General features: G+C 68.3%; 16 protein-coding genes. 5 read left to right on the top strand and 11 right to left on the bottom strand.

What is annotated here, in order from left to right:
- Positions 1-106: 106 nt before the first annotated feature.
- Both mshD and AAFO60_RS04020 read right to left on the bottom strand, forming a co-directional pair.
- Positions 107-1,042 (bottom strand): mycothiol synthase, encoded by a 936-nt coding sequence (gene mshD / locus AAFO60_RS04025; protein ID WP_347954878.1) that lies wholly within the window; start codon positions 1,040-1,042, stop codon positions 107-109.
- Positions 1,035-1,772, bottom strand: a complete 738-nt coding sequence (locus tag AAFO60_RS04020; RefSeq protein WP_347954877.1) for a response regulator transcription factor — start codon at positions 1,770-1,772, stop codon at positions 1,035-1,037. The genes mshD and AAFO60_RS04020 overlap by 8 nt, the downstream gene beginning before the upstream one ends.
- Before the next feature lie 90 nt (positions 1,773-1,862).
- On the opposite strand from AAFO60_RS04020, the gene AAFO60_RS04015 reads away from it, so the two are divergent.
- From AAFO60_RS04015 to AAFO60_RS03995, 5 genes are all read left to right on the top strand, one after another.
- Positions 1,863-2,765, top strand: coding sequence for an LmeA family phospholipid-binding protein (locus AAFO60_RS04015; protein ID WP_347954876.1), 903 nt, complete (start codon positions 1,863-1,865; stop codon positions 2,763-2,765).
- A 292-nt stretch (positions 2,766-3,057) separates the two neighbouring features.
- Positions 3,058-3,885 (top strand): sulfurtransferase, encoded by an 828-nt coding sequence (locus AAFO60_RS04010; RefSeq protein WP_347954875.1) that lies wholly within the window; start codon positions 3,058-3,060, stop codon positions 3,883-3,885.
- Between the two features lie 52 nt (positions 3,886-3,937).
- Entirely contained in the window at positions 3,938-4,243 is a 306-nt protein-coding gene (locus AAFO60_RS04005; RefSeq protein ID WP_347954874.1) for a DUF1416 domain-containing protein, read from the top strand.
- A 210-nt stretch (positions 4,244-4,453) separates the two neighbouring features.
- Positions 4,454-4,942 carry a hemerythrin domain-containing protein gene (locus AAFO60_RS04000; RefSeq protein WP_347954873.1) on the top strand — a complete coding sequence of 163 codons (489 nt, stop codon included), beginning with the start codon at positions 4,454-4,456 and terminating at the stop codon, positions 4,940-4,942.
- Positions 4,943-5,074: 132 nt separating this feature from the next.
- Entirely contained in the window at positions 5,075-6,022 is a 948-nt protein-coding gene (locus AAFO60_RS03995) for a type IV toxin-antitoxin system AbiEi family antitoxin domain-containing protein (protein ID WP_347954872.1), read from the top strand.
- A gap of 87 nt (positions 6,023-6,109) precedes the next feature.
- Here the strand turns inward: AAFO60_RS03995 and AAFO60_RS03990 are convergent, their stop codons facing one another.
- The 9 genes from AAFO60_RS03990 to AAFO60_RS03950 form a co-directional block, all read right to left on the bottom strand.
- On the bottom strand, positions 6,110-7,180 hold the full coding sequence (locus tag AAFO60_RS03990; protein ID WP_347954871.1) for a 2Fe-2S iron-sulfur cluster-binding protein: 1,071 nt from the start codon (positions 7,178-7,180) through the stop codon (positions 6,110-6,112).
- Positions 7,181-7,193: 13 nt separating this feature from the next.
- Positions 7,194-7,520, bottom strand: coding sequence for a phenol hydroxylase subunit P4 (locus AAFO60_RS03985; RefSeq protein WP_347954870.1), 327 nt, complete (start codon positions 7,518-7,520; stop codon positions 7,194-7,196).
- A 3-nt stretch (positions 7,521-7,523) separates the two neighbouring features.
- On the bottom strand, positions 7,524-9,104 hold the full coding sequence (locus tag AAFO60_RS03980) for a YHS domain-containing protein (protein ID WP_347954869.1): 1,581 nt from the start codon (positions 9,102-9,104) through the stop codon (positions 7,524-7,526).
- A gap of 48 nt (positions 9,105-9,152) precedes the next feature.
- Positions 9,153-9,440 (bottom strand): MmoB/DmpM family protein, encoded by a 288-nt coding sequence (locus tag AAFO60_RS03975; protein WP_347954868.1) that lies wholly within the window; start codon positions 9,438-9,440, stop codon positions 9,153-9,155.
- Complete coding sequence (locus AAFO60_RS03970) at positions 9,437-10,387, bottom strand: phenol 2-monooxygenase (RefSeq protein ID WP_347954867.1); 951 nt, start codon at positions 10,385-10,387, stop codon at positions 9,437-9,439. Before AAFO60_RS03970 ends, AAFO60_RS03975 begins: the two co-directional genes overlap by 4 nt.
- Positions 10,388-10,424: 37 nt before the next feature.
- On the bottom strand, positions 10,425-10,811 hold the full coding sequence (locus AAFO60_RS03965) for a hypothetical protein (protein WP_347954866.1): 387 nt from the start codon (positions 10,809-10,811) through the stop codon (positions 10,425-10,427).
- Positions 10,812-10,928: 117 nt separating this feature from the next.
- Positions 10,929-11,837, bottom strand: a complete 909-nt coding sequence (locus AAFO60_RS03960; protein ID WP_347954865.1) for a LysR family transcriptional regulator — start codon at positions 11,835-11,837, stop codon at positions 10,929-10,931.
- Between the two features lie 94 nt (positions 11,838-11,931).
- Positions 11,932-12,597, bottom strand: coding sequence for a CoA-transferase (locus AAFO60_RS03955; RefSeq protein WP_347954864.1), 666 nt, complete (start codon positions 12,595-12,597; stop codon positions 11,932-11,934).
- Entirely contained in the window at positions 12,594-13,289 is a 696-nt protein-coding gene (locus tag AAFO60_RS03950) for a 3-oxoacid CoA-transferase subunit A (protein WP_347954863.1), read from the bottom strand. Before AAFO60_RS03950 ends, AAFO60_RS03955 begins: the two co-directional genes overlap by 4 nt.
- Positions 13,290-13,424 lie beyond the last annotated feature (135 nt).

Here is a 13,424-nt window from a genome sequence, read left to right as displayed (position 1 = left end):
TATGAGCCGGCGACGAGCGAGTTACGCACCGGGTAACAGTGCGGACGAAGACATGAACGATTGGTGACCGGAAACCGAAAGCCTTCCGCACCCACCGGTCGCCGACCTATTCGGCGTGCCTGCGGCGGTAGGCGATGTCGGCGGTGTAGCGGTCGAAGCCCAGCCGCGTGTAGGTGTTGAGCGCCGCAGTGTTGTCGCCCTCGACGTACAGCTCCACCTCGTCGAGCGCGCGGCCGCCCGGAGTCAGCGCCCCCATGTGGTGCAGACCCGCCAAGGTCAACAGGCGCCCGAGGCCGCGGCCCTGCGCGGTCGAGTCGACGCCGACGATGTACACCTCGCCCAGCGGCGGCCGGCCGCCGTCGGCCGGGTGGATCTTGGTCCAGTGGAAGCCCAGCAGCCGGGTGGGATCGGCGGCGTCGAAGGCCAGAAAGACCCCGGCCGGATCGAACCAGTTCGAGCCGGTGCGCTCGGCGATGTCCGCGAGCGTCCAGCCGCCCTGCTCGGGGTGCCAGGAGAAGGCGTCGTTGTTGACACGCAGGATCTCGGCGTCGTCGCCGGGCCCGGCATAGGTCCGGACGACGAGGTCGTCGCGCTGCGGCAGTTCGGGCAGCGGCTCGGCGACCGGCCGACGCAGCTGCAGCAGTTCGCGCGCCCGTTCCAGATCCAGGACGGCGGCGACGGCCGCGGCGGACGGCAGGTCGCCGTGCGCCCACGCCTGCGGGGCCTGAGATCCGGGCACGCCCGCGGCGGCGGTGAGCGCGGCGTCGACCAGCGCCCGCCCCTCCCCGCGGCCGCGGTGCTCGGGGTCGACGACGGCCTCGACCATCGCCGCGCCGCCGTCGCGAGCGGCGATCACGTTGGCGTAGCCGTGGTCGGTGAGCACGTGGAGATCGGCGCCGGCGACGATCGCCCGGCGCGCCTGCTCGGCGAGCGGCGCGATGCGGTCCGCCTGCTCGGCGCGTCGGCACAGCTGCTGCGCGAAGTCGATCTGGTCCTGGGTCAAGGGGCCGGAAACCACCCGCGGCCGATTCTGTTCAGTCATCACCGACCAATCTATCGGCCCGATCCGATTCCGGGCCGCCGCTCGCGCCGCCGTCGCGATCCGGTCGGCGGGGCGGCTTCACCGCCTTGTATCCGACGTTGCGGACGGTCCCGATCAGCGACTCGTGGTCGGAGCCGAGTTTGGCGCGCAGTCGTCGCACGTGGACGTCGACGGTGCGAGTGCCGCCGAAGTAGTCGTAGCCCCACACCTCGTGCAGCAGCTGAGCGCGCGTGAAGACGCGGCCGGCGTTCTGCGCGAGGAACTTCAGCAGCTCGAACTCCTTGTACGTCAGGTCGATCGGCCGCCCGCGCAGCCGGGCGGTGTAGGTGGCCTCGTCGATCACCAGTTCCCCGAGGGTCACCTTGTCCATGGGTTCGTCGATCGAGCCGGACGCCCGCGTGGTCACCAACCTGAGCCGGGCATCGAGTTCGGCCGGGCCGGTGCCGGGGAGCAGGAAGTCGTCGATGCCCCAGTCGGCGTTCACCGCCACCAGGCCGCCTTCGACGACCACCGCCACGACCGGTGCCGTACCGGTGTCGGAGACGAGTCTGCACAGGGTGCGGGCGGCGGCGAGGTCGGTGCGCGCGTCGACCAGGATCGCCTGCGGCTCGCCGAGCTGCACCAGCGACGAGGTCTGGGCGGGCAGCAGCGCCACGCGATGTGACAGCAGGGACAGTGACCCCAGGACGGCTTCGGCGGATTGCTCGTCGGTCAACAGCAACAGGTCCACGCACCACTCCGATCTCGTCGTGGCTGAAGTGTTGGGCTGTCGATCGACGCTGGTCGCAGCACCCGGTTATGTAATGACACAATAGCGCCGATGCCACGCACCGCCACCGCCCCCCCGAAGCCGATGCCGCGCCGCTACCTGCGGGTCGGCGCCTGGATCCTCGTCATCGCGGTCGTCGCCGCGGTCTCGGCGCTGATCGTCGACGACTTCGCGGCCTCGCGCGCCGAACACCGCCTGGCGCGGTCGGTGCAGGCCTCGGCGGGCGTGCCGTTCGAGCCCGAAGTCATCATGAGCGGGTTCCCGTTCCTGGCGCATCGCGGTTCCGGCGAGTTCCGTTCGGTGCTGATCAGCGCGTCCGGGATTCCGATCTCCGGATGTGCGGGCACCCCGCGGTGCACGTCGGCGGTCGATGCGCGGCTGCAGAACGCGACGCTCGGCGACACCGGCGACCTGACGCCCGAGACCGTGCTGCACGCCGAGTCGATGCGGGCCGAGACACGTATCGACTCGCCGACGCTCGGTCGGCTGATGGGGATCGTCGACCTCTACATCAACACGCCCGCGCCGACCGACAAGGTCGGCGGCGGCGGTCCCGGCGACGGCCTGCTCGAACGCACCGACGGCATCATGATCAGCGGCACCGTCCCGCTCCCCGGCTCCCCCGATCAGCAGAACGGCTTCCCGCCGTCGGCGGCCGAGTACACCGCGCCCAAGGTGAAGGTCAGCGTCTCGGCGCGGGTCTCCGTGGTCGACGGCCGCATCCGGATCGAGGCCACCGACTTCTACACCGGCCCCGAGGAGCACTACTCGGCGGACGTCCCCGTGGAATTACGCTCAGCGGTATTAAAAAGGTTCTCCACCCTTCTCCCCCGGTTCCAGATGGCCTGGGGAACCACCGCGAAACATGCCCTGAGCAGGGGAAGCGACCTGGTCGCGGTCGGCGAGACCGGACCGGTGGCCGTCCGGGGAATCGACTACGCGAAAGCACTCTGAGCCCGGCCGCGAATTCTGGTTGTAGTGTCGCTTCCATGCAGCACCGACGTGACCTGCGGCTCACCCGCCGATTGGCGATCGACCTCTGTCGCGTCACCGCCTGCTGCTGTCGCTAGCCGGTGACGCGACGCCGCTGATTCACGGTCGACGACTACGGCAGCATCCGGCGAATCCATGTCTCGACATCGGCGTCGTCGACCCCGGAACGTCCCCCGTCGCAACCGCTGCGCGAGGAGATCTGCCGTCAATTGTGACTTCGCTGCTCGCGCAGTGACTTCTGAAAGGAACCGAAATGGCACGCACCGATGTGCTCGTCAGCGCTGACTGGGCTGAAGAGAACCTCAATGCAGACAAGGTCGTGTTCGTCGAGGTCGACGAGGACACCTCGATCTACGACACCAACCACATCCCGGGCGCCATCCGCCTCGACTGGCGCAAGGACCTGCAGGACGGCCTGCGTCGCGACTTCCTGAACGCCGAGCAGTTCGGCGCGCTGCTCAGCGAGCGCGGCGTCGGCAATGACGACACCGTGGTGCTGTACGGCGGCAACAACAACTGGTTCGCCGCCTACGCCTACTGGTACTTCAAGATCTACGGACACAAGGACGTGCGCCTGCTCGACGGCGGCCGCAAGAAGTGGGAGCTCGACGGCCGTCCGCTGAGCACCGACGCCGTCACCCGCCCGGCGACCACCTACATCGCGCAGGCCGCCGACACCTCGATCCGCGCCTTCCGCGACGAGGTCATCGACTCGATCGGCACCAAGAACCTGGTCGACGTCCGCAGCCCCGACGAGTTCTCGGGCAAGATCTCCGCGCCGGCGCACCTGCCGCAGGAGCAGGCGCAGCAGCGCGGCCACGTCCCGGGCGCCATCAACATCCCGTGGTCGAGCACCGCGAACGAGGACGGCACCTTCAAGTCCGACGACGCGCTGACCGCCCTGTACGCGGACAAGGGCTTCGACGACGCCAAGGAGACCATCGCGTACTGCCGCATCGGCGAGCGGTCGAGCCACACCTGGTTCGTGCTGCAGGAACTGCTCGGCAAGAAGAACGTGAAGAACTACGACGGCAGCTGGGTCGAGTACGGCTCGCTCGTCGGCGCCCCGATCGAGCGCTGAGCGCTCCCGAGTCCAGTCCCCCACACTGACAGTCTCTGAGAGGACTAACCACATGTGCGCAGCACCCAAGCAGGGTCAGACCATCCCGGCCGGCGTTGACACCGAGAAGGAGACCGTCCTGACCGGTCAGGTCGTCGACGGTTCGGGCAACCCCGTGGCGGGCGCCTTCGTGCGTCTGCTCGACGGCACCGGCGAGTTCACCGCCGAGGTCGTCGCGTCGGCCACCGGCGACTTCCGGTTCTTCGCCGCTCCCGGCACCTGGACCCTGCGTGCGCTGAGCTCGCAGGGCAACGGCGACGTCGTCATCGCGCCCGAGGGCCCCGGCATCCACAACCAGGATGTCACCGTCGCGAAGTGACGCGATGTCACCGTCGCGAAGTGACGCGATGTCACCGTCGCGAAGTGACGAGATGTAGTCGTCGCGAAGTGATCTGAGCGTGAGCAAGGCCCCGGTCCGCCTCTTCGGCGGGCCGGGGCCTTGTCGTCTGTTCGACCCACGGCACGTCAACGACGCGCGGTAGTAGCGTGGAGTCAGCGCCCGAACCGGACGCGGGAAGGGATGTCACACATGACCACTCAGGCCACTCTCGCCGAAGTCCTCACCGTCGAGCATCATGCGATCGACGAAGGCATCGAGAAGTTCGTCGCCGCGTCGGCCGGCGGTCCGGTCCGCGAGTGGGCCGCACCGCTCGTCGATGCGATGGAGGCCCTGCGCAGGCACATCTACCTCGAGGAGATGCTCGTCTTCCCGCAGCTGCGCAACGGCCCGTTGATGATGCCGATCATGGTGATGCTCAACGAGCACGGTCAGATGTGGCGGCAGATGGCCGCCCTCGACGAGCGGTTGGCGTCAGGCGACGCCGACCCCGACGCGCTCGTCGCCGCCTGCCGCTCGATGCTGGAGCTGCTGGCCGATCACAACTCCAAGGAGGAGCCGGTGATCTACCCACATCTGGACGCCGACATGGACGAGTACTCACAGTCGGTGCTGCGCGAGTTCCTCGACGGCGGCAGGACCCCCGACGGCTGGGAGTGCGCCCGCGCCGACGCCGCGTAAATCTTCCAGTCGCATCCGCGGGGCTCGACGGTGTCCGCGGGTGCGCTGCCACCGCGGACACCGTCGAGCCCCGCGGATCTGGGTGTGGATGTCGTGCGGAACCGTTCCTCGGCATCCTGCGTCTAAAGCAGTATGTGGGGAACGGACGCACACGGTCTGATCTGGCGCGCCGACGCGTTGGCGGCGGGGGTCACCGAGAACGCGCTGAGGCAGGCGCAGCGCGAAGGGCTGATCCATCCGGTCGGTCGCGGGGTCTTCGCCCCCGCCACGTTGTACCCGCCCGGCGCCGGCGACGCCCGGCGCGAACACTATCGACTTCGGTCGCTCGCTGCGGCAGCGGCAATCACACGATCCACCGACGGCGATCGTCGTGCGATCAGTCACGAGTCGGCAGCCGCGGTCCTGGGCCTCGAGCTGCTCCTGCCGAACACGACCAGGGTCCACGTGACCAACGGTCGCTGCTCCGGAGGCAATGTGACGGCGACGCGATCGATGCACCCGGGGCTCCTCCACGACGACGACGTCGTCATGATCGACGGACTGCCGGTCACCAGCCCGGGCCGGACGGCCGTCGACGTCGCTCTCGAGCTCACCGACTTCGCCCGAATCCTCGCCGCCTTCGACAGCGCGCTCCGGTGCGGGGTTCGGCGATCGGAGCTGGAACGACGTCTGACGGCGCCTCGACGAGGGGTCGCCCGCGCACGGCACGTCCTCGGGTTCGCGAACGGTCTGTCAGCGAACCCGGGCGAGTCGTGGAGCCGCGCGCAGATCCTCGAGGCCGGCCTGCCCGTCCCCCTCCTTCAGTCGCAGTATCGTCTCGGCGACGGAAGCCTGGCGATCTGCGACTACGACTGGGACGGCGTCGTCGTCGGGGAGTTCGACGGCTTCGGCAAGTACCTGCGCGACGGACTCCGGCCCGGCGAGGACGTCGCCGACGTCGTCATCCGGGAGAAGATCCGCCAGGATGCGCTGTGGGATCTGGGACTGCACGTGGTCCGCTGGCACTGGGAGCATCTGCGCAAGGGGCGGTTCATCGCCCATCTGACCCAGAATCTCCGCCGCTTCGGCGTCAGCGTCTGAGATCCGCGTGGCTTGTGGGCTTCCGCGGGTGCACCGCATCCGCGGAAACCCATGAGCCACGCGGATGCGACCGCTGCCCGTTATCGGCTACCGCTTGATCAGCGGACTGCGCACGACGTGGGCGCCGTTGGCGCGGTCGGCGGCGTCGAAGAAGTCCTCGCGGTAGATGTCGCGCGGGAAGAGTCGGGCCCTCATCAGCGCGCGCATCGTGTCCTCGACCATCGCCGGATTGCCGCAGATGTAGGCGACGTTGCCGCCGGCGCGGGGGAAGTCCTCGGCCAGCAGGGCCGGGACCCGTCCGCGGCGACCGTCGAACTCCTCCCGAGAGACGGCCGGCCGGTAGGTGAACCAGTCGCGCTCGTCGGCCAGTTCCTGGAACCACTCGCGATCGTAGAGGCCGCTGCACATCGCGACGCCGTGATACATCGCCACCTCGTGCTCCCATTCGCCCTCCTCGTCCTCGATCGCCATGATCGTCTTGAGGATCGAGACCAGCGGGGCGAGCCCGGTGCCGCTGCCCAACAGCAGCAGCGGCTTGCCCCGACCGGGCCGGAAGTAGAACTTGCCGTACGGCCCCGACAGGGTGACCGACTCGCCGGCGACGAGCCCGTCGAACACCCAGCCGTCGGTGGCGGCACCGTTCTCGGCGCGTTTGATGTGCAGTTCGATCCGGTCCGGCTCATGCGGCGCGCTCGCGATGGAGTACGGCCGATTGTCCCCGCCGGGGAGGTTGAGCTGCACGTACTGTCCGGCGTTGAAGTTCAGGGGCTCGTCGAGGTCGATCACCAGACGTCGCACGTCCGGGGCGATCTCGTCGAGCACGGCGACGGTGCCGGTGAAGTCGCGGACGGGATGCATGGTGATCCCCTCCTCGATCTCCACATCGCCTTCGATGACCACGTCCGCCCGCGGGGTGGCCACGCACATCAGCGCGGCGCCCTCGTCGCGTTCGCTCTCCAGCAGCGCGTACGGCGACGCGTCGCCGTAGTCGACGGCGCCGTCGAGCACCTCGGCCTTGCAGGTCCCGCACGTGCCGTGGGTGCACGCGTGCGGCAGCCAGACGCCGTTGCGCAGGCAGGCGTCGAGGATCGACTGATCCTCGCGGCAGGTCAGCTCGGTGCCGAGGGGCTCGACGGTGATCGTGTGCGTCGTGGTCATCGAAAGTCTCCGATCAGTCGGTGGTGAACTTCAGCAGCGCCTTGTGCCCGATGCCGAGCTCGCGCAACGACGCCGAGCCGTCGCCCGGGTCGAAGGGGTCGTCGAACAGCATCCAGCCCGAGATGGACTCCGGGTCGAAGTCCGGATCGGTGGCCGCGAAGGGCAGCACCATCTCGGCGACGAAGTCGTTGAAGCTCATCGCCTGCGGCGCCCGGAAACAGCCGGCCGAGCAGAACAGCGGGTTCCCCAGCCAGTGCACGTACAGCAGCTGGTCCGCGCCGAACACCTCGGCCCGGTCCGCAGCGGGATACTTGTAGTCGTAGAGCGCCTTCACAGCCATCGCTCACGCCTCCTGGTTCTGTCGGTCCGAGTTCTCGTCATGCCCCGGGTCCTGGTCGTGCCCCGATTCCCGGCCATGCCACTGCTGCCACGATCGGTGGTCGACCGAGCCCTTGTACTCGCCGTTGTCGCCCTCCTGGATCCCGTACCAGTCCAGGACCTCCGGGACCGACGGTCCACCGCAGTTGCCCTGGTAGATCTGGTGCACCGGCAGCCACGCCTGCACGTACTTCTCCGGTTCGCGCTCGAAGATCCACTGGCAGCCGTTGCTGCACGTGTGGTAGGTCTCGCCCTCGTACTCGCTGCGCCGGAACGAGATCGCGGTCGGATCGCCGGGCTCGGTGAACGCCATCGGCACCTGACACACCTGACACAGCTGCGGCAGCCCCTGGAAGAAGATCCGCCCACCGGCCTCCTCGACCCGGCGATGCTTCTCCCAGTTCGGCCCGTAGTGGGTGTCGAAGGTCTCGCCGTACTGCTCCGACAACCAGCTCATGTGCTCGGGAGTCGGGACCTGCGTGGTGAACGACGCGGCGAAGGAGAAGTTGTGCAGGATCTTGTAGACCTCGTGCGAGAGCTTGTCCTTCTCGGCGATCGCGTCCTGCACGTGCCGCGGCGGCTTGATGCCGTAGAACTCCAGATCCGGGAACAGCCCGCCGAGCATCTGCTCCTCGAAGTACAGCTCGAAGGCCTCCTTCCAGCTCATCACCGGCTTGGGAAGCATGTAGTCCATCATCCCGGCGACCAGCGCCGACATCCGGTACGCGCGCCAGAACCACTTGTCGATCCACTCCTGGATGATCGGCACGTTGTCCTCGTCCTGCTCCAGCAGGAACTTGATGGCCTCGAGCCCCAACGTCATGTGGCGGCTCTCGTCCGACTGGGCCGAGAAGCCGAAGCTCATGGTCGGCATGTCGCCGTTGAAGCTGGCGCCCGACATGAAGGGCACGAACAGCAGGTTGGTCAGCAGATACTCGAAGCTGAACGAGATCGAGATGAGGAACTCGAACGGTCCGGCGCTCATGGCGTCGTCGAACAGCGACTTCGGGACCGACAGGTACCAGACGCGGTCGTGCATCTGCGACCAGGAGTGGAAGCCCGAGTAGTACTTGTTGTAGTTGCTGATGGTGTGGATCTGCGTCTGGCAGTGCCGCAGTTCGTCGACGCTCTGACACAGTGCCGCGAACCGCGGCGCCGGCCCCTCCAGATACCGCGCGAGGTACGCGAAATGGCGGTGCGCCTGGTACTCCAGCGGGGTGACGCCCTGGATGAAGAGCTTGATGGCGTTGAGGTAGGACGCGTCGGAGACGGTCAGGTGCCCCTGGCTCTGCGCGAAGCCGTCGAGCACGGCGTACAGGCGCTTGTCCTTCTCGGCCTGGTACTTGTAGTAGGCGTCGACGGTCAGCCGGAACGGGTCCTCCCAGCCGTCCCAGTCGTGGATCTTGATGCCCTCGTAGCGGGTGTACGGGTACAGATCGTCACGGTCGACGTACGACGGCTCCCAGTCCAGGTCGCGGGTGAGCAGCGAGTACCGCTGCTTGAGCGGCAGCTTCTTGGGACGGTTGGGGGCTTTGGCGGTGGTCATGTGAAGTGCTCTCCTCGGGAAGTCTGCGATGGTCGGCGCGGGTCGGTTCTAGTGCTCCCAGGCGACGACGATCTGGTCGTCGTCCCATTCGGCGAAGTTGCCCGTGTAGGTGACGATCGCGAGCTGGAACTCGCCGGTCTCCCACTCCCGGCCCAACTGGGCCTCCACCGACTCGCGGTTGATGACGATCTGTCCGGGCGCCGACAGCTTCACCAGCCCGGGCAGCCGACGGACGCTGACCTCGGGGTTGTCGCTGCGGATCGCCGCGACCAGCGCCCGGTTCTCCTCCGACTCCTGCAGGTCGATGCCCACGGGTCGCGCTGCTGCTGCGGTCATTCGGGAACCTCCGCTCCGATGTTGGTGTCGACGACGCCGACGAGTGCGTCCACCGCCTCCTGGGCACGCGGGGACCACGTCGCCTCGATGCGGTCGAGGACCGCGATGTTGTCCGGTCCGTGCTCGGGGTCGGCGCGCCAAGTCTTGATCAGCACGTCGAGCCACTTGCGCTGATCGGCGAACCAGGTGGTCAGGTACTGCGCGAACAGGCTGTAGGCGCCGGCGCCGCCGAGCAGCGCGCGGTCGTCGAGCCCGCTGTAGAGCGCCGGGTAGAGCAGCCGGTCGACGAGGTCGACGGCCAGCAGGCCCTCGGCCCAGTCGTCGACGATCATGATCTCCTCCACGAGGCGACGCAGCGGCTGCAGGTGCTCGGCGCTCATCCAGGCCTGCTTGGCGCTCTTGAGCACGTCGGCGGTCCCGCCGCCCGCGGCGATGCCGGCCCGCGAGAGCATCTGGGCGTTGCCGATGCGGTCGAACGCGGCGAAGCTGGCGCACTGCGACAGCGAGGTGCCGTACGCGAACCGCGACCCGGCGACGCTGACCAGCTGAGCGCCGGCCTCGTAGTGCCGCAGCGGGACGACGACGTCGGTCAGGACCGTCGCCCATCCGGCGGGCAGCTTGGCGAGCAGCCCGCGGTTCTCGAGGTAGGCGAGGGTCTTGCCGAACTCGTCGTGCAGTGCGGCCCGGTTGGTCACGTAGGGCGTGTAGTAGAAGCCGCGCGGATCGGCGAACTCGTACGGGTCGGTCAGCTTCAGGGCGGTGAAGTTCGCGTCGTACAGCTCGTGGTCGGCCGTCCAGGTCGGTCGGTAGTGGAAGTTCTCCCGCGGCTCGATGTCGAGGGTGGCCTCCTGGTAGCGGGTGGCCGGCTCGTCGCCGAATCGCTCGATGATGTTCTGGTAGGTCTGCCGCTTGGGCTCGATGGTCTGGTAGCGCAGTTCGAATTGCATCGATGGTCTCCTGCTTCGGGGTGTTCGGAGTCGGCGGTCAGCCGGCGATCAGGTCGAGGACCAGCGCGGCCATCTCGTCCTCGCCGGCCAGCCGACGGGACTGCCGCTGTCCGCCGACCACCAGCTGCGCGGTAGCGGTGTGGCCGGAGACGACGGTCTCCACCCGTGCACTGCGGTCGGCGTAGCCGAGGGTGAAGGCCAGCGCCCCCGGTCCGGTCTCGTCGACCAGGGAGATCACTCGGGCGTCCGGGGCGTCGGTGAGCACCGCGTTGGCTTCGCTGACCAGCTGCTCGGCGAGCGAGCGGATGATCACCTGGGTGTCGGCGGCCTCGGCCACCGTCACCTCCTCACTGGGCAGCGTTCGCGGCGAAGACGACTCTCCACCGTCGAGCAGGTCCTGGACCTGATGCATGAATGGGGTCATGCCATCTCCTCCACGTCTGTGGCCTATCGCATAGCCACCTATGCGTTGAGATGAGCTTCACACACCATTGAGCAACTGAGAAGTATTAGAAATACCCTTATTCATATGCAGGAAGTCTTAACTGAGTTCGGTGGCGCTGGTCTCCGGAAACGCGGCCCGCAGACACTCGACCACCCGGGCCAGATGGGGCGACGGCGGCTCCGCACGCATCGCGATCGCCAACTCGACGGTCGGCACCTCGCCGTGCAACGGGACGTAGACGGCGCCGGTGATCTGCATGTGACGCACCGAGCTCGGCACCAGCGCGACCCCCATTCCGGCGGCCACGAACGAGACCAGCGTCGCCGTCTCGCCGACCTCGTGACGGATGGTCGGCGTGAAGCCCGCGCGCTGGCACGCATCGACGACCACCTCGAAAACCACCGACCGGCTGAAGCCCGAGTAGGTGACGAACACCTCGTCGGCCAGATCGGCGACTTCGATCGACGACTGTCCGGCGAGCGGATGCGACCGCGGCAGCACCGCCGTCATCGGCTCGGTGCTCACCACCTCGTACCGCAGCAGGCGATCGTGCACGGGCGGGCGCAGGAAGCCCAGATCGATGGTGCCGTCGGTCAGCGCCGTCGCCTGCCGGGGAGTGAGCATCTCGCCGTGCAACTCCAACTCGATGTCCGGCAGCTCCGAGCGCAGCCGGTGCGCGATGGCCGGCAGCAGGTGATAGGTCGCCGATCCGGTGAACCCGATCGCCACCCGGCCGACCTCGCCGCCGGCCACTCGGGTCGCCTCATCGGCGGCGGCGTCGACCGCCGACAGGATCTCCCGCGCCCGGTCCAGATAGCGTCGGCCGGCCTCGGTGAGCTCGACCTTGCGAGTCGACCGATTCAGCAGGGTGACGCCCAGGTCGTCCTCGAGCTGCTTGATCTGCTGCGACAGCGGGGGCTGCGCGATGTGCAGACGCTGCGCCGCCCGTCCGAAGTGACATTCCTCCGCGACGGCGACGTAATACCGCAGGTGCCTGAGCTCCACGCCTGCACTGTAGTCAGCGCGACCGCCGCGAGGGCCGCAGACGCCGACGACCGCCACCCGGCCGGGCGGCGGTCGTCGGCGCGGCTGTGGGCCGTCAGGGCGTCAGCAGCGCCAGCAGCTCCGCCGGTTCGGCACCGAAGGTCTCGACGATCTGCGCGCCGTCGGGACCGGTGGAGATCAACGCCTGCGGGGTGTAGACGCGGTCCACGCACGACAGACCGGTGAGCGGGTAGGTGCACGACGGGACCAGCTTGGCCGCACCGTTGCGTGCGAACAGGGTCATCATCACGAAGACCGACTTGGCGCCGGTGGCCAGATCCATCGCGCCGCCGACGGCGGGAATCGCATCCGGGGCCCCGGTGCTCCAGTTGGCGAGGTCGCCGCCGAAGGACACCTGGAAGGCACCCATCACGCAGACGTCGAGGTGGCCGCCGCGCATCATCGCGAAGGAGTCGGCGTGGTGGAAGTACGACGCGCCCGGCGCCTCGGTGACGGGCACCTTGCCCGCATTGGTGAGATCGAGGTCGATCTCGTCGCCCACCGCAGCACGACCCATCCCGAGCATGCCGTTCTCGGTGTGCAGGGTGATCGCGCTCGCCGGATCCAGGTGATCGGCGATGCGGGTCGGCTGGCCGATGCCGAGGTTGACGAACGACCCGGCCGGGATGTCGGAGGCGATGCGTGCAGCCAACTGATCGCTGGTCAGCTGCTCGTCGGACGTCCGTGCGACGTCGGGGGACAGAGTCAGTGCGATGTTCATCGTGCGCCCTCCACGGCGAATCGGCGGGTCGGGGTGGCGACCACGCGGTCGACGTAGATGCCCGGCGTCACCACCACCTCGGGGTCGATGGCACCGACCGGGACCACCTCGTCGACCTGCACGATCGTGGTGTCGGCGGCGGTCGCCATCACCGGACCGAAGTTGCGGGCGGTCTTGCGGTACACCAGATTCCCGACGCGGTCGGCACGATGCGCGCCGATCAGCGCGACGTCGCCCTTGATCGGATACTCGAGCAGGTGGGTGCGGCCGTCGATGACGCGGGTCTCCCGGCCCTCGGCGATCGGCGTCCCGACCGCCGTCGGGCAGTAGAACGCACCGATCCCCGCGCCCGCGGCCCGCATCCGTTCGGCGAGGTTGCCCTGCGGGACCACCTCGAGATCGATCTTGCCCTCGCGGTAGAGGCCGTCGAAGACCCACGAGTCGGACTGCCGCGGGAAGGAGCACAGGATCTTGCGGACGCGGCCCGCGGCGAGCAGCGCGGCCAGACCGTGGTCGCCGTTGCCCGCGTTGTTGCTGACCACGGTGAGGTCGGTGGCGCCCTGGCGGATGAGGGCGTCGATCAGGTCGAACGGCATGCCGGCGAGGCCGAAGCCGCCGATCAGGACGGTGGAACCGTCGGCGATGCCCGCGACGGCCTCGTCGGTGTCGGCGCAGAAGACCGCGGCGCTCATCGTTTCTCTCTCTGCCGGAGGTGATGTGCTGATGGCGAGGACACTGGTCGCCCCTTTCGGTCGGAGTTCGACTTCGTCGAGCGGCCCGAGATCGGGCCGAATGTCTCTGTCTCCACGCTAAGTCGCGCGATTAGT

This window comes from Gordonia aichiensis (genome assembly GCF_039946255.1).
Taxonomy (GTDB): Bacteria; Actinomycetota; Actinomycetes; order Mycobacteriales; family Mycobacteriaceae; genus Gordonia; species Gordonia aichiensis_A.
Note: the sequence above shows the minus strand (reverse complement) of the source record. Positions and strands in the feature narration are given on the sequence as shown.